Genomic DNA, 24,345 nt, shown 5'->3' with positions numbered 1-24,345 from the left:
TCTCGGGCGTTCGGCGCCGTGGGGGGGTGTGGGGGGCTGCGGGCTCCGCCCCCCCTTCCCCCTTTTTCAGAAGGGGCGGTCGCCCGCGATGGCGACGCGTTCGGCGACCCGGCGCTCGGATCCGTAGTCGCCCACGGCGTAGTGCTGGGTGGCCCGGTTGTCCCAGAAGGCGACGTCGCCCGCCTGCCAGCGGAAGCGCACCTGGTACTCGGGCACATGCGCCTGCTGGAAGAGGAAGCGCAGCAGCCGGTCGCTCTCGGCCCGGTCCATGCCGGTGATGCGGGTGGTGAACGACGTGTTCACGAACAGCATGCGCCGCCCCGTCTCGGGGTGGGTGCGCACGACGGGGTGCTCCACGGGCGGGAAGAGGTCCTGGTGCGGGGCCAGCCGCTCGGGCCCGTAGAACCTGGCGAACCCGGGGATGAAGTCGTGCACGGCGCGGGCGCCCTCGATGCGCTCCTTCACCTCCGGCGGCAGGTTGTCGTAGGCCGCCGCCATGTCCGCCCACATCGTGTCCCCGCCGAACGGGGGGACCTCGCGCAGCTGGAGCACGGCGCCGAGCGCGGGCCGCTCACGGAAGGTGACGTCGGTGTGCCACACGTTCTCGTACGTCGGCGTATCCCCGGCGCCCTTGTCGAACCGGACGACGTCCGCACTGGCACCGGCGGTGAGCAGGGGATTGGTCTCCAGCTCGCCCCAGCGTCCCGCGAAGTCCCGCTGCTCGCCCGAGGTGAGGTGCTGGGCGCGGAAGAAGAGCACCTTCCACTCCAGCAGGGCGCGGTTCAACTCCTCGCGCAGGGGGGCGCCGAGCGGGCGCGAGAGGTCGACGCCCCGGATCTCGGCGCCGATTGTGCGCGCCTGCGAAACGACCTCGAAGTGGTCGTAGGGCCGCTCCCGCCACCCCTCGGGCAGCCGGCGCAGGATGCGCCGGCCCTCGTACATTCCGTCCTCCGGGATGCGCGCTTCGCGCAGGACGGCGCTCGGGCCTGCGGCCGTGACAGTCATGGGAGTCCTCTCCTGGTGCGGTGGTCTGGGCGGTACCGGGCCATGGCGGTACGACGTCACCGCCCGATGGCCGGGAAAATGTGAGGGTTCCGGAGCGTTTCAGCGTTTCGCCGGAACATGTTTCGCCGGACGACGGACCGACAGGGCCCTGACGCGTCGCGCGTCGAGCCTTCGGTGCGGGGGCGGCCGTTATCGGCCGGAGCGCTCACAACCGGTTCGCTCGGGCACGCGGGGACACTCCGCCGTGGTGCCGAACCGGTATGTGGTCATGGCCCCGATTGTGTGATCTTTGGCCGTCCCTGTCAACGGTGCCGGACGGGCCGGGGCACGAACGGGAGCATGTCGTCGCCCTCGGGCCGGACCATGCCGTAGCTGCCCTCGGGCACCTTGTTCCAGACACCGGGCAGGTCGCCCAGGGGCTCCGAGACGATCAGGCGGGTCTCGTCGGACGCCTCCCGCAGGAACGGCAGGTCGGGATGGAGGGCGCGCAGGCTCTCCACCCGTGAGCTGTAGTAGAGCGACCGGGACTCGGCCTGGGTGGAGTAGCGGAACGCCCACAGGCGCCGCCCGTCGGTCACCGCGACGGTCATCTGCAACGGGTACTCCACCCCGTGCTCGTGACCGACCTCCTCCACCAGCCCCGCCATCCGCGCCACGGCCCCCGGCGGGTCCTCCTCCAGGCCGAAGGTGAGGGCCAGGAAGAACATCATCTCCGAGTCCGTCGACCCCTCGATGTCGGGGTAGAGACGCGGGTCGACGGCCAGCGCCAGTTCCCGGCGCAGCTTGTGGAAGTCGGCGATCGCGCCGTTGTGCATCCACATCCAGCGTCCGTGGCGGAACGGATGGCAGTTGGTCTGCTGAACCGCGCTGCCCGTCGACGCCCGGATGTGCGCGAAGAACAGCGGCGAGCGGACATGACCGGCGATCTCCCGCAGGTTTCGGTTGCTCCAGGCGGGCCCGATCTCCCGGACGATCGCGGGCGTCCGCATCTCGGGGCCGAACCAGCCGACGCCGAACCCGTCCCCGTTCGTCGTCTCCACGCCCATCCGGGAGTGCAGGCTCTGGTCGATCAGCGAGTGCTGCGGTTTGTAGAGGATCGTCTCGAGCAGCACGGGTGTCCCCGAGTAGGCGAGCCATCGGCACATCGTCCGCCGCCTCCCTGGCGTCGTCAGTCGACCGGCCAGGTGTGGACCGGGGCGTTGAGATGCATGTAGTCCATGTACTGCTGTGTCATGCGGCGCAGCGCCTCGTGGCGGCTCGGCCGGGCGGAGGCGTCGATGTGGTGGAACATCTCCTTCTGCCAGACCGCGCCGTTGCGGCCGGTGACGCACCGCTGCTCGATGATGCCGAGCAGCGGCTCCCGCCAGGCCGAGTCCATGCCGGACAGTTCCAGTCCCCGGTGCGCCAGCGGCAGCAGCCGCCGCAGCACCAGCTCGGGCACCGTCACCTCGCCCATGCCCGGCCAGTACAGGTAGGCCTCGATGCCGTGCCGGGCGGCGGTGTGCAGGTTGTCCTCGGCGACCGAGAAGGACATCCGCGACCACACCGGCCGCTCCTCCTCCACCAGGGCGCGGGTCAGGCCGTAGTAGAAGGCTCCGTTGGCGAGGGTGTCGGCCACGGTGGGACCGGCGGGCAGGACGCGGTTCTCCACCCGGACGTGCGGTTTGTCGTGGGCGACCGCGTAGACGGGCCGGTTCCAGCGGTAGATGGTGCCGTTGTGCAGGGTCAGCTCGCCCAGCTCGGGGACGTCGCCGCGGTCCAGTGTCTCGGCGGGTTTCTGCTCGTCGCAGAGCGGCAGCAGGGCCGGGAAGTAGCGGAGGTTCTCCTCGAAGAGGTCGAAGACGCTGTTGATCCACCGCTCCCCGAACCACACCCGGGGCCGCACCCCCTGTGCCTTGATCTCCTGCGGCCGGGTGTCGGTGGCCTGCTCGAACAGGGGGATACGGCTCTCGTGCCAGAGTTCCTTGCCGAGCAGGAAGGGCGAGTTCGCCGCCAGGGCGACCTGGACGCCGGCGATCGCCTGTGCCGCGTTCCAGTAGTCGGCGAACTCCTCGGGGGCCACCTGGAGGTGGAACTGCGTGCTGGTGCAGGCGGCCTCGGGCGTGATGGTGTCCGCGTAGGTGCGCAGGCGGTCGACGCCGTCCACCTCGATGTGCAGGTCCTCGCCCCGGGCCGCGAACACCTGGTCGTTGAGCAGCCGGTAGCGCGGGTTCTCCGACAGGGCCGCCTCGCCCACGTCGGACTGGCGCAGCGTGGGCAGGATGCCGACCATGATCAGGTGGGCGCCGACCGACTTGGCGCGGTCCTCGGCGTGGTTCAGAGCGGCCCGGATCTCGGTCTCCCAGGCGTCGGGGCCGCCCGCCGTCAGCCACCGGGGCGGGATGTTGATCTCCAGGTTGAAGCGGCCCAGCTCGGTGGCCCAGGCGGGGTCGGCGATCGCTTCGAGCGCGTCGCTGTTGCGCATCGCCGGTTCGCCCCGGTCGTCGACCAGGTTCAGCTCGATCTCCAGGCCCACCTGGGGCCGCTCGGTCTCGAACCGGGAATCGCGCAGCATCTGCGCGAAGGCCTCCAGGCACTCCTGCATCTTGATCCGGTACCGGCGGCGGTCCTCACGGGTGAAGACCACCGCCGGGACGTCCCGTCCCATCGGCCCTCCCGGGGTTGCCGTCCTCGGGCACCTCTCCACCCCAGCGTCGCACCACCCGGCCCACCCCACCAGACGGGGACGGGGCCCACCGCGCCGTACGCGGTGGGCCCCGTCCCTTCGGGTCTGCTGCGGACGATCAGCCCTCGAAGCGGCCGGACTCCCGCACGCTGATCTTCGCGGAGGTGCTGCCCGACGGGGACGAGCCGTAGGTCTCGATCCGGTCGACCAGGTCCGTGCCGTCCACGACCTTGCCGAAGACGACGTGCTTGCCGTCCAGCCAGGGGGTGGGGACGGTGGTGACGAAGAACTGCGAGCCGTTGGTGTTCGGGCCCGCGTTCGCCATGGAGAGAAGGTAGGGACCGGTGTGCTTCAGCTGGAAGTTCTCGTCCGCGAACTTCTCGCCGTAGATGCTCTTGCCCCCGGTGCCGTCGCCCCTGGTGAAGTCACCGCCCTGGAGCATGAACTGCGGGATCACGCGGTGGAACGGGGAGCCCGCGTAGCCGAAGCCGTGCTCGCCGGTGGCCAGCTCGATGAAGTTCTTGGCGGTCTTGGGGGTGACGTCCTCGAAGAGTTCGAAGACGATGCGGCCCGCATCCTGGCCGTCGATGTCGATGTCGAAGTAAATCTTGGAATTGCTCATCGCACCATTGTGACGTGCGAGGCCCCGTGATGCCGAACCGGCTTCCCCTTCAGCGTGTGGCGAGCAGTTCCAGCGTGTCGATCACGCGGTTCGAGAAGCCCCACTCGTTGTCGTACCAGGCGACGACCTTGACGTGCCGGCCGTCCACGCGGGTCAGGGCCGAGTCGAAGATCGAGGAGGCCGGGTTGCCGGTGATGTCGGAGGAGACCAGCGCGTCCTCCGAGTACTCCAGCACGCCCGCGAGCGGTCCCTCTGCGGCGGTGCGGTAGGCCGCCAGCACGTCCTCGCGGGTCACGTCGCGGGCGACGGTCGTGTTCAGTTCGACGATCGAACCCACCGGGACCGGGACGCGGATCGAGTCGCCCGACAGCCTGCCGTCCAGGTTCGGCAGCACCAGGCCGATCGCCTTGGCCGCGCCCGTGGTGGTCGGCACGATGTTGACCCCGGCGGCGCGGGCGCGGCGCGGGTCGCGGTGCGGGCCGTCCTGGAGGTTCTGCTCCTGCGTGTAGGCGTGCACCGTGGTCATGAAGCCGTGCTCGATGCCGGCCAGCTCGTCGAGCACCGCGGCCAGTGGCGCGAGCGCGTTGGTGGTGCAGGACGCGTTCGAGACGACGGTGTGGGCGGCCGGGTCGTACGCGTCGGTGTTCACGCCGAACGCGAGCGTCACGTCGGCACCGTCCGACGGCGCGCTGACCAGGACCTTCCTCGCGCCCGCGGTGAGGTGGCCGCGGGCGGCGTCGGCGGAGGTGAAGCGGCCGGTGGCCTCCAGCACGATGTCGACGTCGAGTTCGGCCCACGGCAGCCGGGCCGGCTCGCGCTCGGCCAGCACCTTGATCCGGCGGCCGTCGACGACGAGGGTGTCCCCGTCCACGCTCACCGGACGCCCGAGCCGGCCGGACGTCGAGTCGAAGGCGAGCAGCCGTGCCAGGGCGGCCGGCTCCGTGAGGTCGTTGACGGCGACGACCTCGATCTTGGAGTCGCGTTCGAGCAGTGCGCGCAGCACGTTCCGTCCGATGCGGCCGAATCCGTTGATGCCGATGCGCGTCATGAGCGCTGTCCCTTCGTTGCGCGGCCAGGTCCTTCGCCACCAGGCTCGCGCGCCGCGTCCGGGGACGGCAGCGGCGTGAGTGCCACGGTTCGAAAGAATCGCGCCAGGGCCCTGAGCCGGGGAGGGGCGCGGTCAGTCGCCCCGGGCGAAGGTGCGGCGGTACTCGCTGGGAGTGGTGCCGAGGATGTGCTGGAAGTGCAGGCGCAGATTGGCGCCGGTGCCCAGACCGACGTCGGCGGCGATCTGCTCCACGCCGCGTTCCGAGCGTTCGAGCAGCTCACGGGCCATGTCGATGCGGGCCCGCATGATCCATTGCATCGGCGTGTAACCGGTGTCCTCGACGAAACGCCGGGAGAGGGTGCGCGCCGACACCGTCGCGTGCCGGGCCAGGGCCTCCAGGGTGAGCGGCTCGCCGAGGCGGCGCAGTGCCCACTCGCGGGTGGCCGCGAACCGCTCGCCCAGCGGCTCGGGCACGCTGCGCGGCACGTACTGCGCCTGACCGCCGCTGCGGTAGGGGGCCGCGACGAGGCGCCGGGCCGCGTGGTTCGACGCGGCCACCCCGAGGTCGCCGCGCAGGATGTGCAGGCACAGGTCGATGCCGGAGGCGGCGCCCGCGGAGGTGAGCACGCTGCCCTCGTCCACGAAGAGCACGTTCTCGTCCACCCGCACGCGGGGATGTTTCAGGGCGAGCGCCCGTGTGTAGTGCCAGTGCGTCGTGGCGCGCCGGCCGTCGAGCAGTCCCGTCGCCGCCAGCGCGAAGGCGCCGGTGGAGATGGCGGCCAGCCGCGCGCCCCCGCCGTGGGCCTCGGTCAGCGCCTCGACGACGGCCGGCGGCGGGTCGTCGCGGTCGGGGGCCCGGTAGCCGGGGAGGAAGACCACGTCGGCCCACGCCAGCGCGTCCAGGCCGTGGGCCACGTGGTACGACAGGCCGTCACCGCCGGTCACGAGGCCGGGTGCCGCGCCGCACACCCGGACCTCGTACGGCATGCTCGCCCGTGTCGTGAACACCTGCGCCGGGATGCCGACGTCGAGCGGCTTCGCGCCTTCGAGCACGAGGACGGCGACGCGGCGCAGGCGGGAGGACGGCACGGGCCCAGCGTACGGGGGACGGCGGCGGAATCAGCCCAGGCCGAGGGCGTCCATGGTGTGCTCGGCCATGCGCCGCTCACCGAGCGCGTTGGGGTGGACGGGGACGAGGCTGTGCCCGAAGAGGAGCGGCTCGATCCACCGGGTGCCGGGGGCCTCGCAGGCGTCGTGGCCCTCGGAGACCTGGGCGAAGTCCACGAAGGTCGCGCCGGTCTCCTCGGCGGCGCGCTCGACCACGTCGTTGAGGTGGGCCTGGATGCCCCGCAGGTAGGGCACGTCACCGGCGGCGATCGGCAGCTTCAGGAAGCAGGACGGGTCGGCGGCGGCCGGTGTGATCCAGGGGTAACCCAGCGCGGCCACCCGGGCGTTGGGCGCCGCGTCCATGACCTCGCGCAGTGCGGCCTTGAGCGCGGGGTAGGTGTTGTTCTCGATCTGGTCGTCGAAGGACGTGCCGTGCCGGTCCTTGCAGGGGCTGCCCTTGCCGCCGCTGAGGACGCCCGCGGAGCCGCAGGCCGTGATGGCGTTGATGAACGTGCTGTTGTCGTTGCCGCCGATGGTCAGGGTGACCAGGTCCGTGCCGGCGCTCAGCGCGTTCACCTGCGGAGCGACACCGGGGTACTGGGCCTCGGTGAAGTGGGAGGTCTGGGCGGCGCCGCAGGTGACGTCCTTGAGGCGGGCGCCCGTCGAGGCGGCGATGACGTGGGGATAGTTCGCCGTCGAGCGCAGACAGAGGAGGTTGGTGGGGTCGATGGGCAGGACCCCGGAGCCGGCGCTGTAGCTGTCGCCGAGGGCGACGTAGTCGAGGGTGGGGGTGGCGTGCGCGGTGGCGTCGGTGAGGCCGAGGGCCAGCGCGCCGACGGCGGCAGCTGACGCGGTCATGACACGGCTCAGGGCATGCTTCGGCATGTGCTCTCTCTTCTGGAGTGCGGCCGCTGGGTTACTGGTCGGTTCTACTTTTAAGTAATGTGCAGTGCCGTTGACTCCAAGTCAACGTTGTTGACTGAACTTCTTGCAGTGGAACCGCTGTTTGGCAAGGTCGATTGATTTTCGATCGATTCCGATTGAAAATCGATACATGCACCGTCTCTTCATCGCCGCGCTCCAGGCAGGCATCGCCGCCGCGATCCTGCTCGGCCTCTTCGGACAGCTCGTCGTCATACCCACGACCGCGTCCGACGAGGTCGACCGCTTCCCGCCCTACGCCCCCTTCGCCGCGCCCTATGTGACGGTGGCGGTCGTCGGCGTCGTCTGCGTCCAGGTCGCGCTGGCCGCGGTGTGGATGCTGCTCGGCATGGTCGAGCGCGACGCCATCTTCACCCGGCGAGCCTTCCGTTGGGTCGACACCATCTCTGGTAGTCGTCATGCGCAGCCTCCTGCGGAAGGCCACGCGGCTGCAGACCGAGATCGCCGCGGTGGTCTGACGCCGCCTCAGCCGGGCACGGCGTCCCGCTTCCGGTCCGGCGCGGCGAGCCGGGCCCGTCGCGTCCGCGGTCCGAAGAGGCTCAGCACGACGGCGCCGACCAGCCAGGTGCCGGCGATGAAGTAGATGACACTCCGGTAGCCGTGGGTGTTGTAGAGGGCGGGGCCGGCTGTCGAACGCGGCGGGGCCGCTGATCGTGGCGGCCTACTCGCCCGAACTGTTCGACACGCGCGGCCGGTCGCTCGGGAGCCCTCTTCGAGGCCCGTGGCGAACTCTTCGACCTGCCCGACGACGAGGCGGACGCGGAGTTCGCCCTGCGGCTGCGGGCGATGGAGACGGTCATGGCCCGCCTGGACGCCGAGGGACTCTTCGGCCGGGGCGCCGACCGCCACGGCGTCGTCGTCGCCGTCGAGGTCGTGCCGCCCGACACCGGCAACGACGAGCGGGCGCTGCGGCTCAACCCGCCCGAGGCGCTCACGGAGTGGCTGGATGAGGCCGCCGTACTGGAAGACGTCTGACCGGGGCCGATGCTGACCGGTCCGGAAGAACCGGGGCTGCCCTAGAGTGACTTCCGCCCAGTGGCACGACCGACCTGTGAGGTACTCACCAGCCATGACGACCGAAACGTTTGAGTTCCAGGTAGAGGCACGTCAGCTCCTCCAGCTGATGATTCACTCCGTCTACTCGAACAAGGATGTCTTCCTGCGCGAGCTCGTCTCCAACGCCTCGGACGCGCTGGACAAGCTGCGCCTCGCCGCGCTGCGCGACGACGCCCCCGGCGCCGACGTGAGCGATCTGCACGTCGAGTTGGAGATCGACAAGGACGCCCGCACGCTGACCGTGCGGGACAACGGCATCGGCATGTCGTACGACGAGGTCACCCAGCTGATCGGCACCATCGCCAACTCGGGTACCGCCAAGTTCCTCCAGGAGCTGCGCGACGCCAAGGACGCCGCCGGGGCCGACGGACTGATCGGCCAGTTCGGCGTCGGCTTCTACTCGGGCTTCATGGTGGCCGACGAGGTCACCCTGGTCACCCGGCACGCCGGCGAGACCCAGGGCACCCGCTGGACCTCGCGCGGCGAGGGCACGTACACCCTGGAGCGGCTCGACGAGGCCCCGCAGGGGACCGCCGTCACCCTGCACCTCAAGCCGGCCGACTCCGACGACCAGCTCCACGACTACACCTCCGCCTGGAAGATCAGGGAGATCGTCAAGCGGTACTCGGACTTCATCACCTGGCCGGTCCGCATGCTGCCGGAGCAGGGCGAAGACACCGCCGAGGATCGCGAGCCCGAGACGCTCAACTCGATGAAGGCCCTCTGGGCGCGCCCGCGCGACGAGGTGTCCGACGAGGAGTACCACGAGCTGTACAAGCACATCGGCCACGACTGGCGGGACCCGCTGGAGACGATCCGGCTCCAGGCCGAGGGCACCTTCGAGTACCAGGCCCTCCTGTTCATCCCCTCGCACGCCCCGCACGACCTGTCCACCCGGGGCTACCAGCGCGGCGTCCAGCTCTACGTGAAGCGCGTCTTCATCATGGAGGACTGCGAGGAGCTGCTGCCGCCGTACCTCCGCTTCGTCAAGGGCGTCGTCGACGCGCAGGACCTCACGCTCAACGTCTCGCGCGAGATCCTCCAGCAGGACCGCCACATCCGCATGATCCAGCGGCGGCTGACCAAGAAGGTGCTCTCGACCGTCAAGGACCTCGGGACGTCCGCGCCGGACCGTTACGCCACGTTCTGGCGGGAGTTCGGCGCGGTGCTGAAGGAGGGGCTGGTCACCGACTCCGAGAACCGGGACGCGATCCTCGCCGCCTGCTCGTTCGCGACCACGCACGACGCCGACGCGCCGACCACGCTCAAGAGCTACGTGGAGCGGATGAAGGACGGCCAGGACGACGTCTACTTCATGACGGGCGAGTCCCGGCAGGCCATCGAGAACTCCCCGCACATGGAGGCGTTCCGGGCCAAGGGCGTCGAGGTCCTGCTGCTCACCGACCCCGTCGACGAGGTCTGGGTCGACGCGGTGGGGGAGTACGACGGCAAGGCGCTGCGCTCGGTCGCCAAGGGCGACATCGACCTGTCCGGCACCGAGGCGGAGAAGAGCGAGGCCGAGAAGGAGAAGCAGGGCGAGGAGTACGCCGGGCTGCTCGGCTGGATGACGGAGCACCTGGGCGAGGACGTCAAGGAGGTCCGCCTCTCCTCCCGGCTGACGGTGTCGCCGGCCTGCGTCGTCTCCGACTCGGGCGAACTCACGCCCGCTCTGGAGAACATGTACCGGGCGATGGGGCAGGAGGTCCCCGAGGCCAAGCGGATCCTGGAGCTCAACCCGGAGCACCAGCTGGTGAAGACCCTCAACCGGGCCTACGCCGACCGGCAGGACCGTACGGAACTCACCGAGACCGCGGAACTGCTGCACACCCTTGCGGTGCTGGCCGAGGGCGGCCGGCCGAAGGAACCCGCCCGCTTCGTGCAGCTGATGGCGGACCGCCTGGAGCGCACCGTCTAGCCGCGCACCCGGCCCGGGGCGCTCCGGCACGCCTGCCGCCCGCCATCCGCATGGCGAGACGGCATGGCATCCGGAGCGCCCCGGTCCGTATATTCGCACGCATGTATGCATCGGCTCCGCTGCTGTGCCTCGCGCTCTTCGCGTGCTCGGCGTGGTGCGTCGACGACGGCCTCTGTCGCCGCTGAGCCCCGGACCGGCCGGACGATCCGCGCCGCCGGTACGCCAGCCCGCCCGCCGTCCCCGTGTACCACCCCGGAGATCTTCCGTGACCACCGCACCCCCTGCCGGGTCGACCCCGGCCGCGCCGCCGCGCGCGTCGACCTCCCTCTTCGCCCCCGCTCCCACCTCCTCCGCACGGCCCGAGGCGCCGCCCCTGCCGCCGGTGCGGCGGGCGCCCCTCGTGGTGTCCGGGCTGCTCGCCGCCGCCCTGACGGCCTACGTGTGGTCCGCGCACGGCGCCAAGCCCGGCGTGCTGCTCCTGCTCGGCCTCGGTCTGGGTGTGGCCCTCTTCCACTCCCGGTTCGGCTTCACGTCCGCCTGGCGGCAGCTGGTGGCCGTCGGCAACGGCGCCGGGCTGCGCGCCCACGCCCTGCTGCTCGGCACCACGGCCACCCTGTTCGCGCTGCTCATCGGCACCGGGACCGGGCTGTTCGGCTCCCAGCCGACACCGTCCGCCGGACCGATCGGCGTCGGTCTGTTCGCCGGCTCGGCACTCTTCGCGATCGGCATGCAGCTCGGCGGCGCCTGCGCCTCGGGCACCCTCTTCGCCGTCGGCTCGGGGCAGACGTCGATCGTGCTGACCCTCGGCGGCTTCGTCGCGGGCGCCACGCTGGCCGCCTGGCAGTTCGACCTGTGGAAGGACCTCCCGGCCTGGGAGCCCGTCGTGCTGTCCGACCACATCATGATCGGCGCGGCCGTCGCCGCCGCGGTCGGCGGCACCTGGGCGCTGCACCGGGGCATTCCCTGGCGCACGGCGGTCGCGGCGGTGCTCGGCGGTGTGCTGATGGGCATCGGCGCCCGGCTGGCCGGCGGCTGCAACATCGGCGCCTATCTGGCGGGCATCGCGTCGGGCAGCCTCAGCGGCTGGCTGTGGGGCGCCTTCGCCCTGGCCGGCACGTGGGTGGGTCTGAGGCTGCGCCCGCTGTTCGGCCTGGGCAACCCCAAGCCGGGCGACGGCGTCTGCTGAACGGGATGCCCGTGCGGCACAGAGGTCAGGCCTGTGCCGCACGGGCGGCTAGGGGGTGCGCCGGTCCGTGGTCGTGACGCGGGCGACGGCCTCCAGGGTGAGGGCGCGGCCGTGCGGCTCACGGGCCAGGGCGCGGTGCAGGGTGAGGCCCTCGATCAGGGCGTCGAGCTGGCGGGCCGTGTCCGGGTCGAAGTGCTTCTCCAGGTGCACGCGGCTGCGGCGCATCCACTCGTGGGTCAGTTCCCGGTAGGCCGGCTGCCGCGCGGCGAGCGTGTACAGCTCCTGGGTGAGCACCAGGTCCCGCTGGCTGCCCTCCGACAGCTCGTGCACCAGATCGGCCACCGCCGCGCGGGCCTCGTCGCGGTCGGCCGCGGCACCGAGATACGCGTCGAAGACGGCGACGATGTGGTCCGTGAAACGGCCGAACGCCTCCCGCAGCAGCTCCTCGATGCCGCTGAAGTGGTACGTCATCGAGCCCAGGGGGACCCCCGCGCGCGTCGCGATCTTCCGGTGGGAGACGCGCGCGATGCCCTCCTCGGCGATCAGGTCGAGGGTGGCGGCGATGATGCGCTCGCGGCGCTGCGGGTCCGTGTGTCCGGTTGCCATGGGAGCAGGCTTACACGTTCCGCACCGGCCGGGCAGGGTTGCCGACGGCGACGACGTTCGCCGGCACGTCCTTGGTGACGACCGCGCCCGCGCCGATGACGGAGTTGTCCCCGATGGTCACGCCCGGCAGCACGATGGCACCGCCGCCCAGCCAGACGTTGTCGCCGATGGTGATGGGCATCGCCGCCTCCAGCTTGTCCCGCCGGGGCTCCGGCTCCAGCGGGTGGGTGGGGGTGAGCAGCTGCACGTTGGGGCCGATCTGGCAGTCCTCCCCGATGGTGATCGCCGCGACGTCCAGCGCGGTGAGGTTGTAGTTGACGAAGGTGCGCGCACCGATCGTGATGTTGCTGCCGTAGTCGACGTACAGCGGGGGCCGTACGTGCGCCTCGGCGCCGAGCGAGCCGAGCAGCTCCGCGAGGAGCGGCTGCGCGGCCGTGGCGTCCTGCGTGTACGCCGCCTGGTAGCGGGCGGCCAGCCGCACGGCCTGCTGCTGCCTGCGGGCGATCTCCGGGTCGTCGGCGATGTAGAGGTCGCCCGCCTGCATGCGTTCGAGGTTCGTGCGGGAGTCGCCCGCGAAGTGGTCCGTCGGCATGCGCACGATCGTACCCCTGAAGCGTACGAACGTACACTCCTGATCGGTGTGGAGCCCGCAGGCCGACCCGTACGGCGGCACGGCTCAGCGGCGCCGGGGCTGGAGCACTCCGGCGAGCAGCAGCACCAGGAGCCCGGCGAACGGCACCACCAGCAGCCCCACCCGCAGACTCGTCGCGTCGGCGACCAGACCCACGACCGGCGGGGAGAGCAGGAAGCCCAGGCGCATCAGCCAGGAGACGATCGTCAGCCCCGATCCGGGCTTCAGGCCGGGCAGCTCGTCGGCCTCGTGCATCGCCGCCGGGACGAGGGTCGCCACCCCGAACCCGGCCGCGGCGAACCCGAGCACCGTCCCGGGCACCGTGGGCACGGCCAGCGCCAGACCCATGCCGACCGCGGCGATCAGCGCGCCGGAGCGGGCCACGGCGCGCTGGCCGAACCGGTCCACGAGCCGGTCGCCGATGAGCCGGCCGACGAACTGCGCCCCGACCAGGGCGACATAGCCGGAGGCGGCCAGCGCCACCGACGCGTGCAGCGAGTCGGAGAGATAGAGGGTGGCCCACGAACTGCCCGCGTCCTCGACGAGCGTGCCGGCCGTGGCGATGAGGACGAGCGCGGCCAGGACGTAGCGGATCCGCGCACTTGTGCCCGGGGCCGGCGTCGGCCGCGGCGCGCCGGCCCCGGTGTCCGGCTCCTCGGCCGCCTCGGTCTCCGGGCCGGGCAGGCAGAACCGCAGCGCCACACAGGCCGCCACCGCGAACACCACACCGGAGAAGAGCAGGTGCTGGCCCCGGGGCACGCCGAGCGCGATCGCGCCGGCGGCCATGGAGCCGCCGATGACGGCGCCGATGGACCAGATGGCGTGGAAGGAGTTGATGATGGAGCGTCCGTAGCGCCGCTGCACCCGCAGGCCGTGCGCGTTCTGCGCGACGTCGGTGAACGCGTCCATCGCGCCCGCCAGGAACAGCGCACCGGCGAACACCGCGACCGACTCCGCCAGTCCGGCGGCCAGGATCCCCACGCCGGTCAGCAGCGTGCCGCCGACCGCCACCCGCGCCGAACCGAACCGGCGGACGAGTATCCCGGCCGCGAGTCCGGCCGCGATCGCGCCCGCCGGGAACGCCGCCACGGCCAGCCCGTACGCGGCGTTGCCGATCCCGAGGTCCGCCTTGATCTGCGGATAACGCGGCAGCAGGTTGGCGAACAGGGCCCCGTTGGTGAAGAACAGCACGGCGACGGCTACCCGGGCCCGCCGGTCGGACGGCGCGGCCCGGCGCAGTACGTCGACAGTCATGCGCGGAGCTTACAGGCGTAAGCGTACGAACGTACACTCCTGCTCTCCGGCCCGTGCCGAAAACCGGTGTCGTGGCGGGGCCCGTCGCGGCGATCATGGGACCGGTCCGTGCCGTGCCGACCGTGAGGAACCGACCGCCATGCCCGTGCCCGCAGACCCGACGGTGCTCCACCCGATGCCCGAGCACCCGCGGGTGGTGCTCCTCAAACCGCTGGTGACCTCCCCGCTCATCGAGGTGGGGGAGTACTCCTACTACGACGACCCCGACGACGCGACGGCCTTCGAGACCCGCAACGTGCTCTACCACTACGGCCCGGAGAAGCTCGTGATCGGCCGGTTCTGCGCGCTGGGCACCGGCACCCGGTTCCTCATGAACGGCGCCAACCACCGGATGGACGGCCCCTCGACCTTCCCCTTCCCCAGCATGGGCGGCTCCTGGTCCGAGCACTTCGACCTGCTCACCGGCCTGCCGAGCCGGGGCGACACCGTCGTCGGCAACGACGTCTGGTTCGGGCACGGCGCCACCGTCATGCCCGGGGTCCGGATCGGCCACGGCGCGATCATCGGCGCGGGCTCCGTGGTCACCCGGGACGTGCCCGACTACGGCATCGTCGGCGGCAATCCGGCCCGGCTGACGCGCACCCGCTACAGCGACGAGGACGTGGCCCGGCTGCTCGCGGTGGCCTGGTGGGACTGGCCGGCGTCTCTCGTCACCGAGCACGTCCGCACCATCATGTCCGGCACGATCGACGACCTGGAGGCGGCGGCCCCGCGCGGTGGGCACGGATGACCGCGCGCCCGCTCCTAGGCGAGTAGGCCGGCCACCAGGGTGGCGAACTCGTCCGGGGTGGCGAGACGGACGCCGAGCTGCTCCGCCTTGGCCCGCTTCGAGCCGGCGCCCTCGCCCGCGACGACGAGGGTGGTGTTCTTGGAGACGCTGGAGGAGGAGCGTCCGCCGGCCCGCTCGATGAGTTCGTTCATCTCGTTGCGGCTGAGCTTCTCCAGGCTGCCGGTCATGGCGCCGGTGACGACGACCTTCATCCCGGCCAGCGGCAGGTCCTCGGTGTCGACCGACGCCGGCGCCCCGCCCTCGGCCTCGTCGTCGGCCGCCGGGGGCGGGGTCGCGCCGGGCTCGGTCATGGAGACTCCGGCGGCGGTGAGCCGGTCGATGAGCGGGGCGAGTTCGGCGATCTCCGCGACGATCGAGGGGGCCTTCTCCGCGCCGATGCCGTCGACACGCTGCATCGCGGTGGCGTCGGCGGCACGGATGTGGTCCATCGTGGCGAAGTACCGTGCGATGCGCCGGGACATGGAACGGCCGGTGCCGCGCACCCCGAGCGCGCACAGCACCCGCGACAGCGGCTGCTCCTTGGCCGCGGCGATCGCCGCGAGCAGGTTGTCGGTGCTCGTGTCACCCATGCGCTCCAGACCGAGCAACTGCTCGCGCCCCAGGGCGAACAGGTCGGCGAGATCGGTGACGAGACCGGCCTCGACGAGCTGGACGACCCGGGTCTCGCCCAGGCCCTCGATGTCGAGCTGGTCGCGGCCGGCGGCGTAGGCGAGGGAGGCGACCAGGTGGCAGTTGCGGCCCTGGGCGCAGCGCCAGCGCTCCTCGCTCGTGTCGATGTCCGAGCCGCACCGTGGGCACGACGCCGGGAACTCGATGGGCCGCTCCTCGCCCGTCCGCAGATGGGCGACCGGAGCCTCGATGCGGGGAATGACGTCACCCGCGCGGTGCACCATCACGTGGTCGCCCAGACGCAGGCCGCGACGGGTGATGTCGGCCGGGTTGTGCAGGGTGGCGTAGGTGATCGTGGAGCCCTCGATGACGACCGGTTCGAGGACGCCGCGCGGGGCGATGATGCCGGTGCGCCCGACGTTCCACTCCACGTCTACGAGCCGGGTGATCTTCTCGACCGCCGGCAGCTTGTAGGCGACCGCCCACCGGGGCGCCCGGGTGCCGGACCCGGCGGCCCGCCGGTCGGCGGCGAGGTCGGCCTTGACGACGATGCCGTCGATGCCGAAGGGCAGCTCGGCGCGGAGTGCGGCGATCTCCCGCACCCGGGCCACCACCTGCTCGGCCGTCTCGACCACGAGGTCCGGGACCGCGGTGCCGGCGCTGGTGTGCACGCCGAGCGCGGCCGCCTCGGACATCAGGTCGCCGTGCGCCAGCTCGTCGAGCCGTGCGGCGAGCGCGGCGTCGGTGCCGGGCAGGGGCAGCATGCCGTAGCCGAAGAACGTCATCGGGACCGTGTAGGCGCGCTCCTTCGCCCGCAGCGTGCCCGCGGCGGCGTTGCGCGGGTTGGCGAAGGGCTGGCCGCCATGCTGTATGCGCACCTCGTTGGCGTGCTCGAACTGGGCCGTCGTCATCAGGATCTCGCCCCGCACCTCGACGGTGACCGCCTCGGCCAGCCGCTCGGGCAACCCCTCCACGGTGCCGATGGCGTGCGAGACGTCCTCACCCGCCGTGCCGTCACCGCGGGTGATCAGCCGGGTGAGCCGGCCGGCGCTGTAGCGGGCGGCGACGGCGAGGCCGTCCAGCTTGGGCCCCACACTGAAGCGGCCCACCTCGCGGTCGACGCGCCGGGCCAGGGACGCGGTCCAGGCGGTGAACTCCTCCGGCGAGAACACGTTGTCCAGACTGAGCATGGGCACCGTGTGCGGCACGTCGCCCTCGGCCGCGCCGCCGGCGACCTTCCCGGTGGGCGATGCGGGCAGCACCTCATCCGGGTGCTCGGCCTCCCACGCGGCGATCCCTCTCGCCAGCCGGTCGTACGCGTCGTCGTCCAGTGGCGAGGCACCGCCCGCGTAGTAGGCGGCGGCCGCGCGCGTGGCGTCCTCGACCGCCTGGGCGTACGCGGTGGCGTCGACGATCACTGCTGCAGGAGTAGTCATAAGCGGCATCATGCCGCCCACCACTGACAACGGGCCCCGGCCGCCCGGCCGCCGCCGCTCCGCTTGCGGAGCCACCGGCCTCGGGTTTCGGTGGAGAGGTCTCGCCACCGCCCCGGGAGCTGTCATGTCGATGTCGTCGTTCGGTTTCGGCTCGTCCGATCCGTTCAGTGAACTGCTGAACCGCTTCTTCGGCATGTCCCCCGCCTCGTCGCCGCCGGCGGTCCAGCGCGTGCCGATCGGCCGGCTGCTGACCGAGTCCTCCCGGGAACTGCTCAACCTGGCCGGCCGGCGGGCCCTGGAGGACGGGACGTCCGGCCTCGACACCCAGCACCTGCTGTGGGCGGCCACACGCGTCGATCCCGGCGACACCATCGTCGCCGACGTGGTCCAGGACTCCCTCCACTGCACGGTCACCAAGGGCGACGCCGCCGGGGCCGGGAAGGCGGACGACGCATGACCGCCGTCGAGGAGACCATCGAGGTGGCGGTACCGGTGCGGGCTGCCTACGACCAGTGGACCCAGTTCAAGAGCTTCCCGCGGTTCACGGCCACGGTGCTCCGGGTCGAGCAGGTCCGGCCCGCCCTGATCCTGTGGGTCGTCGGCCGCGGACCGGTGCGCCGCGAGTTCGCCACCGAGATCGTCGAGCAGGTCCCCGACTCGCACATCGTCTGGCGCGGTCTCGGGCGCGGGCCCCGCCACCGGGGCGAGGTGCGGTTCCGGGCCGCCGGCGAGGGACGTACGGCCATCACGGTGCGACTGGGGGTCGAGCCGCGCGGCCCCCTCGGCCTGCTCGCCGCCGTCCCCGGAGCGATGCGCCGGGTGGTGCGGCGGGAGCTGGCGAACTTCGGGACGTTCATCGAGGGCCACGGACAGGCCGGCGGGGGCTGGCGGGGAACCATCCGGGGCGGACAGGTCCGGCCGCTGGAGCCGGAACCGCCGAGGAGCCGGGTGGCGGGCTGGCCGGTGGGCTGAACGTCGTACGTCATGGGCTGAACGTCGTACGTCAACGGACGAACAGGGAACGAGAGGCGATCCTCGGATGAAGAAGCCCCCCAGGGAAGACCCCCGGGACGACCTGAAGGTCACGCCCCCCAAGACGTGGGCCGCGGGAGTCCCCGCCGTGGTGCACGCGCTGGAGTACTCCCTGGAGCAGACGAGCCCCCGCGAGACCGCGGTGGACCTGCTGACGATGAACCAGGTCGGCGGCATCGACTGTCCGGGCTGCGCCTGGGCGGATCCGGCCCCCGGCCACCGGCACCGCAACGAGTACTGCGAGAACGGCGCCAAGCACATCAACGACGAGGCGACGACCCGACGGATCACCGCCGGCTTCTTCCGCGAGCACTCGGTCTCCGACCTGGCCGGGCGCTCCGACCTGTGGCTGAACCAGCAGGGGCGGCTCACCGAGCCGATGGTCAAGCGGCCCGGCTCCGACCACTACGAGCCGATCAGCTGGTTCGACGCCCTCGGCCTGCTGGCCGGGGAGCTGAAGACGCTCGGCACCCCCGACGAGGCGGTCTTCTACACCTCGGGCCGGGTCAGCAACGAAGCCGCCTTCGTCCTGCAGTTGTTCGTCCGCGCCTTCGGCACCAACAACCTGCCCGACTGCTCCAACATGTGCCACGAGTCCAGCGGCTTCGCCCTGCACGAGACCCTCGGCACGGGCAAGGGCACGGTAAGCCTCCAGGACCTCCACCACGCCGATCTGATCTTCCTGGTGGGGCAGAACCCCGGAACCAACCACCCACGGCAGCTGTCCGCGCTGGAGGAGGCGAAGCGCAACGGCGCCCGCGTCGTCGCCGTGAACCCGCTGCCCGAGGCCGGGCTGATGCGGTTCAAGAACCCGCAGAAGGCGAGCGGGGTGATCGGACGCGGCGTCGAGATCGCCGACCGCTTCCTGCACATTCGCCCAGGCGGCGACCTGGCCCTGTTCCAGGCGCTGAACCGGCTGCTCCTGGAGGCCGAGGACGCCCGGCCGGGTGAGATCCTCGACCACGACTTCATCCGCGACAGCACCAGTGGCTTCGAGGAGTTCGCCGAGCACGCGCGGGGCGTCTCCTGGGCGGACGTGCTCACCGCGACCGGGCTGAACCGAGCTGAGATCGAGGACGTCCGCGACGACGTCCTGCGCAGCGAACGGGTCGTCGTCTGCTGGGCGATGGGCGTCACCCAGCACAAGCACGGCGTCCCCACCATCCGGGAGATCGTCAACTTCCTGCTGCTGCGCGGCAACCTCGGCCGGGCCGGAACCGGCGCCTGCCCGGTGCGCGGGCACAGCAACGTCCAGGGCGACCGCACCATGGGCATCTGGGAGCAGATGCCCGACTCCTTCCTCGACGCCCTGCGGGACGAGTTCGGCTTCGACCCGCCGCGCGCCCACGGCCTGGACTCGGTGAACACGATCAGGGCGATGCGGGAGGGCAGCATCAAGGTCTTCCTGGGCGTCGCCGGCAACTTCGTCCGCGCCGCCCCGGACAGCGCGGTCACCGAGGACGCGATGCGGCGCTGCCGCCTGACCGCCCACATCTCCACCAAGCTCAACCGGTCCCACGCGGTCTGCGGGGAAACCGCGCTCATCCTGCCGACCCTCGGCCGGACCGAACGCGACCACCAGGCCGGCGGGGAGCAGTTCGTCACCGTGGAGAACTCGATGAGCGAGGTCCACACCTCCCGGGGACGGCTGAAGCCCGCGTCCCCGCTCCTGCTCAGCGAGGTCGCCATCCTGTGCCGGCTCGCCCGCCGCACCCTCGACGACGGCCGCACCGGCCTGCCGTGGGAGGAGTTCGAGGCCGACTACGGCGCCGTCCGCGACCGGATCTCCCGGATCGTGCCGGGCCTGCACGACTTCAACCGGCGCGTGGCCCGCCCCGGCGGCATCAGGCTGCCCAACCCGGTCAACGAGGGCGTGTTCCGCACCGCCACCGGCAAGGCACGCTTCACCGCCAACGCCTGCCAGATGCCGTACGTGCCCGAAGGCCACCTGCTGCTGCAGACCCTGCGCTCCCACGACCAGTGGAACACCGTCCCCTACACGACCGACGACCGCTACCGGGGCATTCACGGCAGCCGCCGCGTGGTGCTCGTCAACCCGGCGGACCTGACCGCCCTCGGCCTGGCCGAGAAGGACCGGGTCGACCTGGTGAGCGTCTGGCACGACGACGCCGAGCGCCGCGCCGAGGGGTTCGAGGTGGTCCCGTACCCGACGGCACGCGGCTCCGCCGCCGCGTACTACCCGGAGACCCAGGTCCTCGTCCCGCTGGACAGCGTGGCCGACATCAGCAACCAGCCCACCTCCAAGGCGGTCCTGGTCAGACTGGAACGGGCGGCACGCGCGGTGCCGTAACACCCCGCAGTGCCGTAGCACCCGCGGTGTCGTAACACCCGCATGCTGAGACGGCCGCCGGTGCGGGAATGGCGGGAAGCACGGCCCCGTTGACACCTGTCATGCCCGTACCTTCCCCACGGACCGCGGCCGCCCGCATGCCGCTCGCCGTCTACATCCTCGGCCTCTCCGTCTTCGCGCTCGGCACCAGTGAGTTCATGCTCTCCGGGCTGCTGCCGCCCATCGCCGACGACATGGACGTGTCGATCCCGCAGGCCGGTCTGCTGATATCGGCGTTCGCGATCGGCATGGTGGTCGGCGCGCCCCTGCTCGCGGTCGCGACCCTGCGGCTGCCGCGGAAGACCACGCTGGTCGCGCTGATCTCGGTGTTCGGCGTCGGCCAGGTCGCGGGCGCGCTCGCGACGTCGTACGAGATCCTGTTCGCCTCCCGGGTGGTGAGCGCGCTCGCCTGCGCCGGTTTCTGGGCCGTGGGCGCCGCCGTCGCCATCGCGATGGTGCCGGTGACCAGCCGGGCCCGCGCGATGGCCGTGATGATCGGCGGACTGTCGATCGCCAACGTCCTCGGCGTCCCCGCGGGCGCCTTCCTCGGCGAGCACCTGGGATGGCGGTCCGCGTTCTGGGCGGTCGGCGCCGCCTCCGCCGTAGCGCTCGTCGGTGTGGTGACCCTCATCCCGCGCATCCCGCTGCCCGAGCGCCGCCCCCGGCTCAAGGGCGAGCTGGCGATCTACCGGGACCGCCAGGTCTGGCTGTCGATCGTGGTGACCGCGCTCGCCGCCGGCGGCGTGTTCTGCGCCTTCTCCTACCTGGCACCGCTGCTCACCGACGTGGCCGGGCTGGCGGACGGGTGGGTGCCCACCGTGCTGGCGCTGTTCGGGGTCGGCGCGCTGATCGGCACCACGATCGGCGGCCGGGTCGCCGACGCGCACCTGTTCGGCGTACTGCTCTCCGGCATCACCGCCTCGACCGTCCTGCTGGCCGCGCTGGCCCTGTTCGCGTCCAGCCCTGCCGCCGTGATCGTCCTGTCGCTGCTGCTCGGCGTCTCCGCGTTCTACACGGCGCCGGCCCTCAACGCGCGCATGTTCAACGTCGCCGGCGCCGCGCCCACCCTCGCGGGCGCGACCACCACCGCCGCGTTCAACCTCGGCAACACCGGCGGCCCCTGGCTCGGCGGCACCGTGATCGACGCCGACTTCGGCTACGCCGCCACCGCCTGGGCGGGCGCCGCCATGACCCTCGTCGCGATCGGCTTCGCCGCCGTCTCGCTGCGCCTGCACAGCAGGTCGCGCATCGTGACGGGCTCCCTGGCCACGGAGCCCGCGGGCGCGGAGCCGAGCCGGCAGCGGGCGTGACCCGCCCGGCCCGTCGCGGAGACTAGAGGCCCTCGTCCCGTCGGGCCGTGGGGTCGCCCGCGGCCCGTGCGCAACGGCCCGCGAGGCGGGCGAACGCCTCCCGGAGCGCGCGCGGCCCGACGGCCTCGATATCCGCGTCGAAGGCACTGAACGCGGCGGCCAGGGCGGGCCACGACCAGGATCCCAGGGTGACCCGGCAGCGGTCCGGGCCGAGTTCCTCGACGGTGCCGTCGGCGACGTGGGAGACCACGGCGGAGGCGGGCAGACCGAGGACCGCAACCCCTCGGCAGGGCCACTCGGGAGAGGTCTCCGAGCCGCGGAACCTGCCCGTCAGAAATGCGGCCACGTCCTCGCCCGGCAGCCGCCTCGGTGTGAAGCGGGGACCGGTGGGCGTCCGCGGGGTGATCCGGTCGGCACGGAAGACGCGCCAGTCCTCCCGGTCGAGGTCCCAGGCGACCAGGTACCAGCGGCCACCGCGAGTGACGAGGTGGTGCGGCTCCACCCGGCGCGGCGGCACCACGGCGGCGCCGATGTCCGCCGGGTACGCCGGGTACGCCGGGTACGCCGGGTACGGCGGGGCGTGGTCGAAGCGCAGCACCTCCCGGGCCCGGACGGCGGCGCTGAGCGCGAGGAGCACGCCGGTGCCCGCCCGCGGGTCCGGTCCGGTCGCGGACCGCTCGACGGCCGTGACGTGGAAGGCGTCGATCCGGTGCCGCAGCCGGGCGGGCATGACCTGGCGCAGGGTGGTCAGGGCGCGGGCCGCACCGTCCTCGATGCCGGCCCCCGCGACGGCGGCCGTGCGCAGGGCGACGGCGAGCGCGACCGCCTGTTCGTCGTCGAACAGCAGCGGAGGCAGTTGTGTGCCGGCGTCCAGCCGGTAGCCGCCGTCGGGGCCCTTGACCGCCACGACGGGGTAGCCCAGCCCGCGGAGCCGGTCCACGTCGCGGCGCAGGGTGCGCGGGCTGATGTCCAGCCGGTCCGCCAGCAGCGCGCCGGGCCAGTCCCGGCGCGCCTGGAGCAGCGAGAGCAGCGAGAGCAGCCGGGCCGAGGTCTTCTGCATGCCCGCCATGCTGCCGCAGGTAGCGGCCACAACCTGACCGCTACCTGATCCAGGGTGGGAACCACGGGGCCGAACGGGCCCCGCGGGCGGCCCACCGACGTGGGGTGTCCGACCGTGTTGACGACAGGCGAGGAGCCCATCGTGTCCGTCAAAGCAGTGACCCACCTGAACTTCCGTGGCGACGCCCGCGCGGCCCTCACCTTCTACGCGTCCGCGTTCGGCGGTGACGTGGCCGTGGTGACGTACAAGGACGCCGGAAGCGTCCAGGACCCCGCCGAGGCGGACCAGGTGATGTGGGGCCAGGTGTCCACCGCCGACGGCCCGCGCGTGATGGCCTACGACGTCCCCTCCGGCCTGCCGTGGAACCAGGGCGAGAACGCCTTCTTCGTCTCGCTCCGGGGCGACCGTGTCGAGGAGATCGGCGCGTACTGGGAGAAGCTGGCCGAGGGCGCGACCGTCCTGCGGCCCCTGGCGCCCGCCGAGTGGGCGCCGCTCTACGGCATGCTGCGCGACCGCTTCGGCGTCACCTGGGTCCTGGACGTCGTGGGCGAGTACCAGGCGTGAGAGTGCTCGACGCCCGGGCACTGGGCCGCGCGACCCTCGCCAGGCAGTTGCTGCTCGACCGTGCGGACGCCCCGGTCCTCGACACCGTCGCGCACCTCGGCGGCCTCCAGGCACAGGAGCCGCAGGAACCGTTCGTGGGGCTCTGGTCGCGGCTGCGAGGCTTCGAACCCACGGCGCTCTCCGACCTGCTGACCGGGCGTCGGGTGGTGCGCACCCACCTCATGCGGCGGACCGTCCACCTCGTCACCGCCGAGGACGCCCTGTCCTGGCGGCCCCGCCACGACGCCATGCTGCGCGGCCGCGTCCTCGGCACCTACCGCCGCGAACTCGAAGGGGTCGACCTGGCCGAGCTGGCGGCGGCGGGGCGGGCCGTGATGGCCGACGGCGAGCCCCGCTCGATGAGTGAACTGGCGCGGGCGCTCGCCGACCGCTGGCCGGAACCGGGACCGCGGGCCCTGGGGGAGATGCTGGTCGCCGCGCTCATCCCGATGGTGCAGCTGCCCCCGCGGGGGCTGTGGCGCACCCGGGCGGGCGTGCGCAACGCCCCGTTCACCGCCTGGCTGGGCCGCGAGCCCGACCCGCCGGCCCCGCCGGGCACCGACCCGGTCGGGGAGACGCTGGTACGGCGCTACCTCGCCGCGTTCGGCCCCGCCGCCTCGGCGGACCTGCGCGCCTGGTGCGGCCTCGCCGGACTGCCGGCCGCGGTCGCCGCCGTACGCGGGGAACTGGTCGCCTTACGCGACGAGCGGGGCCGGGAACTGCTGGACCTCCCCGAGGCCCCGCGCCCCGATCCCGACACCCCCGCCCCGGTGCGGTTCCTGCCGGCGTTCGACAACGTGATCCTCGGCTACCACGACCGGAGCCGGATCATCGACGACGTCCACCGCGGCCTGTCCGTCACCGGAGCCCGGGTCGTCCTGGTCGACGGCCGGGTCGCCGCGACCTGGGTCGTCGAGGACGGCACGGTGAGTGTCACCCCGCTGCGCCGCCTCGCGCGGGCGGACCGCGCGGAGGTCGCCGAGGAGGGGCGGGCCCTTGCGGCCTTCCTCTCCGACGGGGACGGCGACCGGGTCCGGGTCGGCGCGGCACCGCCCTGA

21 protein-coding genes and 2 pseudogenes are annotated in these 24,345 nt (G+C 72.2%); 11 read left to right on the top strand and 12 right to left on the bottom strand.

Annotated elements, in window-relative coordinates:
* Window positions 1–66: 66 nt before the first annotated feature.
* The 7 genes from ACFWR9_RS22875 to ACFWR9_RS22845 all read right to left on the bottom strand — a co-directional run bounded on the left by ACFWR9_RS22875 (window position 67) and on the right by ACFWR9_RS22845 (window position 7,332).
* Entirely contained in the window at window positions 67–1,005 is a 939-nt protein-coding gene (locus ACFWR9_RS22875) for a TauD/TfdA dioxygenase family protein (protein ID WP_383845125.1), read from the bottom strand.
* A gap of 302 nt (window positions 1,006–1,307) precedes the next feature.
* Window positions 1,308–2,150, bottom strand: coding sequence for a class II glutamine amidotransferase (locus tag ACFWR9_RS22870; RefSeq protein ID WP_383845123.1), 843 nt, complete (start codon window positions 2,148–2,150; stop codon window positions 1,308–1,310).
* Window positions 2,151–2,173: 23 nt separating this feature from the next.
* Window positions 2,174–3,652, bottom strand: a complete 1,479-nt coding sequence (locus ACFWR9_RS22865; protein ID WP_383845121.1) for a glutamate-cysteine ligase family protein — start codon at window positions 3,650–3,652, stop codon at window positions 2,174–2,176.
* A 136-nt stretch (window positions 3,653–3,788) separates the two neighbouring features.
* Window positions 3,789–4,292 carry a peptidylprolyl isomerase gene (locus ACFWR9_RS22860; protein WP_383845119.1) on the bottom strand — a complete coding sequence of 168 codons (504 nt, stop codon included), beginning with the start codon at window positions 4,290–4,292 and terminating at the stop codon, window positions 3,789–3,791.
* Between the two features lie 49 nt (window positions 4,293–4,341).
* Window positions 4,342–5,340 carry a type I glyceraldehyde-3-phosphate dehydrogenase gene (gap, locus tag ACFWR9_RS22855; RefSeq protein ID WP_383845117.1) on the bottom strand — a complete coding sequence of 333 codons (999 nt, stop codon included), beginning with the start codon at window positions 5,338–5,340 and terminating at the stop codon, window positions 4,342–4,344.
* A gap of 132 nt (window positions 5,341–5,472) precedes the next feature.
* Window positions 5,473–6,429, bottom strand: a complete 957-nt coding sequence (locus tag ACFWR9_RS22850; RefSeq protein WP_383845115.1) for a GlxA family transcriptional regulator — start codon at window positions 6,427–6,429, stop codon at window positions 5,473–5,475.
* A gap of 30 nt (window positions 6,430–6,459) precedes the next feature.
* A complete protein-coding gene (locus tag ACFWR9_RS22845; RefSeq protein ID WP_383845113.1) occupies window positions 6,460–7,332 on the bottom strand; it encodes an SGNH/GDSL hydrolase family protein in 873 nt (290 codons plus the stop codon).
* A 169-nt stretch (window positions 7,333–7,501) separates the two neighbouring features.
* Here ACFWR9_RS22845 and ACFWR9_RS22840 point away from each other — a divergent pair, with 169 nt between their 5' ends.
* From ACFWR9_RS22840 to ACFWR9_RS22825, 4 genes and pseudogenes are all read left to right on the top strand, one after another.
* A complete protein-coding gene (locus tag ACFWR9_RS22840; RefSeq protein ID WP_383845111.1) occupies window positions 7,502–7,972 on the top strand; it encodes a DUF2975 domain-containing protein in 471 nt (156 codons plus the stop codon).
* A 137-nt stretch (window positions 7,973–8,109) separates the two neighbouring features.
* Window positions 8,110–8,364, top strand: a pseudogene (locus ACFWR9_RS22835) (DUF4303 domain-containing protein); the annotation flags it as partial.
* A gap of 94 nt (window positions 8,365–8,458) precedes the next feature.
* Entirely contained in the window at window positions 8,459–10,360 is a 1,902-nt protein-coding gene (htpG, locus tag ACFWR9_RS22830) for a molecular chaperone HtpG (RefSeq protein WP_383845109.1), read from the top strand.
* 265 nt (window positions 10,361–10,625) lie between these two features.
* Window positions 10,626–11,546 carry a YeeE/YedE thiosulfate transporter family protein gene (locus ACFWR9_RS22825; RefSeq protein WP_383845107.1) on the top strand — a complete coding sequence of 307 codons (921 nt, stop codon included), beginning with the start codon at window positions 10,626–10,628 and terminating at the stop codon, window positions 11,544–11,546.
* A gap of 48 nt (window positions 11,547–11,594) precedes the next feature.
* On the opposite strand, the gene ACFWR9_RS22820 is transcribed toward ACFWR9_RS22825, so the two are convergent.
* The 3 genes from ACFWR9_RS22820 to ACFWR9_RS22810 form a co-directional block, all read right to left on the bottom strand.
* The gene (locus ACFWR9_RS22820) at window positions 11,595–12,152 is read right to left on the bottom strand and encodes a TetR/AcrR family transcriptional regulator (protein WP_383845105.1); all 558 of its coding nucleotides are present in this window, start codon (window positions 12,150–12,152) and stop codon (window positions 11,595–11,597) included.
* 10 nt (window positions 12,153–12,162) lie between these two features.
* Window positions 12,163–12,744 (bottom strand): sugar O-acetyltransferase, encoded by a 582-nt coding sequence (locus ACFWR9_RS22815; RefSeq protein ID WP_383845103.1) that lies wholly within the window; start codon window positions 12,742–12,744, stop codon window positions 12,163–12,165.
* A gap of 84 nt (window positions 12,745–12,828) precedes the next feature.
* Complete coding sequence (locus tag ACFWR9_RS22810) at window positions 12,829–14,037, bottom strand: MFS transporter (protein WP_383845099.1); 1,209 nt, start codon at window positions 14,035–14,037, stop codon at window positions 12,829–12,831.
* Between the two features lie 139 nt (window positions 14,038–14,176).
* Between ACFWR9_RS22810 and ACFWR9_RS22805 the strand changes: the two genes are divergently transcribed.
* The gene (locus tag ACFWR9_RS22805) at window positions 14,177–14,827 is read left to right on the top strand and encodes a CatB-related O-acetyltransferase (protein WP_383845097.1); all 651 of its coding nucleotides are present in this window, start codon (window positions 14,177–14,179) and stop codon (window positions 14,825–14,827) included.
* A gap of 14 nt (window positions 14,828–14,841) precedes the next feature.
* On the opposite strand, the gene ligA is transcribed toward ACFWR9_RS22805, so the two are convergent.
* Window positions 14,842–16,932 (bottom strand): NAD-dependent DNA ligase LigA, encoded by a 2,091-nt coding sequence (gene ligA, locus ACFWR9_RS22800; protein WP_383845095.1) that lies wholly within the window; start codon window positions 16,930–16,932, stop codon window positions 14,842–14,844.
* A gap of 124 nt (window positions 16,933–17,056) precedes the next feature.
* On the opposite strand from ligA, the pseudogene ACFWR9_RS22795 reads away from it, so the two are divergent.
* The 4 genes and pseudogenes from ACFWR9_RS22795 to ACFWR9_RS22780 all read left to right on the top strand — a co-directional run.
* Window positions 17,057–17,311 (top strand): annotated as a pseudogene (locus ACFWR9_RS22795) (ATP-dependent Clp protease ATP-binding subunit); the annotation flags it as partial.
* A 74-nt stretch (window positions 17,312–17,385) separates the two neighbouring features.
* Window positions 17,386–17,904 (top strand): SRPBCC family protein, encoded by a 519-nt coding sequence (locus ACFWR9_RS22790; protein ID WP_383845093.1) that lies wholly within the window; start codon window positions 17,386–17,388, stop codon window positions 17,902–17,904.
* A 67-nt stretch (window positions 17,905–17,971) separates the two neighbouring features.
* Window positions 17,972–20,275, top strand: coding sequence for an FdhF/YdeP family oxidoreductase (locus ACFWR9_RS22785; protein ID WP_383845092.1), 2,304 nt, complete (start codon window positions 17,972–17,974; stop codon window positions 20,273–20,275).
* A gap of 137 nt (window positions 20,276–20,412) precedes the next feature.
* Window positions 20,413–21,624: a Cmx/CmrA family chloramphenicol efflux MFS transporter gene (locus ACFWR9_RS22780; RefSeq protein ID WP_383845181.1), complete on the top strand. Its 1,212-nt coding sequence runs from the start codon at window positions 20,413–20,415 to the stop codon at window positions 21,622–21,624.
* Window positions 21,625–21,646: 22 nt separating this feature from the next.
* Here the strand turns inward: ACFWR9_RS22780 and ACFWR9_RS22775 are convergent, their stop codons facing one another.
* Entirely contained in the window at window positions 21,647–22,684 is a 1,038-nt protein-coding gene (locus tag ACFWR9_RS22775; protein ID WP_383845090.1) for a helix-turn-helix transcriptional regulator, read from the bottom strand.
* A 141-nt stretch (window positions 22,685–22,825) separates the two neighbouring features.
* Here ACFWR9_RS22775 and ACFWR9_RS22770 point away from each other — a divergent pair, with 141 nt between their 5' ends.
* Entirely contained in the window at window positions 22,826–23,248 is a 423-nt protein-coding gene (locus ACFWR9_RS22770; protein ID WP_383845088.1) for a VOC family protein, read from the top strand.
* Window positions 23,245–24,345 (top strand): winged helix DNA-binding domain-containing protein, encoded by a 1,101-nt coding sequence (locus tag ACFWR9_RS22765; RefSeq protein WP_383845086.1) that lies wholly within the window; start codon window positions 23,245–23,247, stop codon window positions 24,343–24,345. The genes ACFWR9_RS22770 and ACFWR9_RS22765 overlap by 4 nt, the downstream gene beginning before the upstream one ends.

The organism is Streptomyces sp. NPDC058534, assembly GCF_042717365.1.
Taxonomy (GTDB): Bacteria; Actinomycetota; Actinomycetes; order Streptomycetales; family Streptomycetaceae; genus Streptomyces.
The sequence above is the reverse complement of the archived record's forward strand: the minus strand, read 5'-3'. Positions and strand labels throughout refer to the sequence as shown.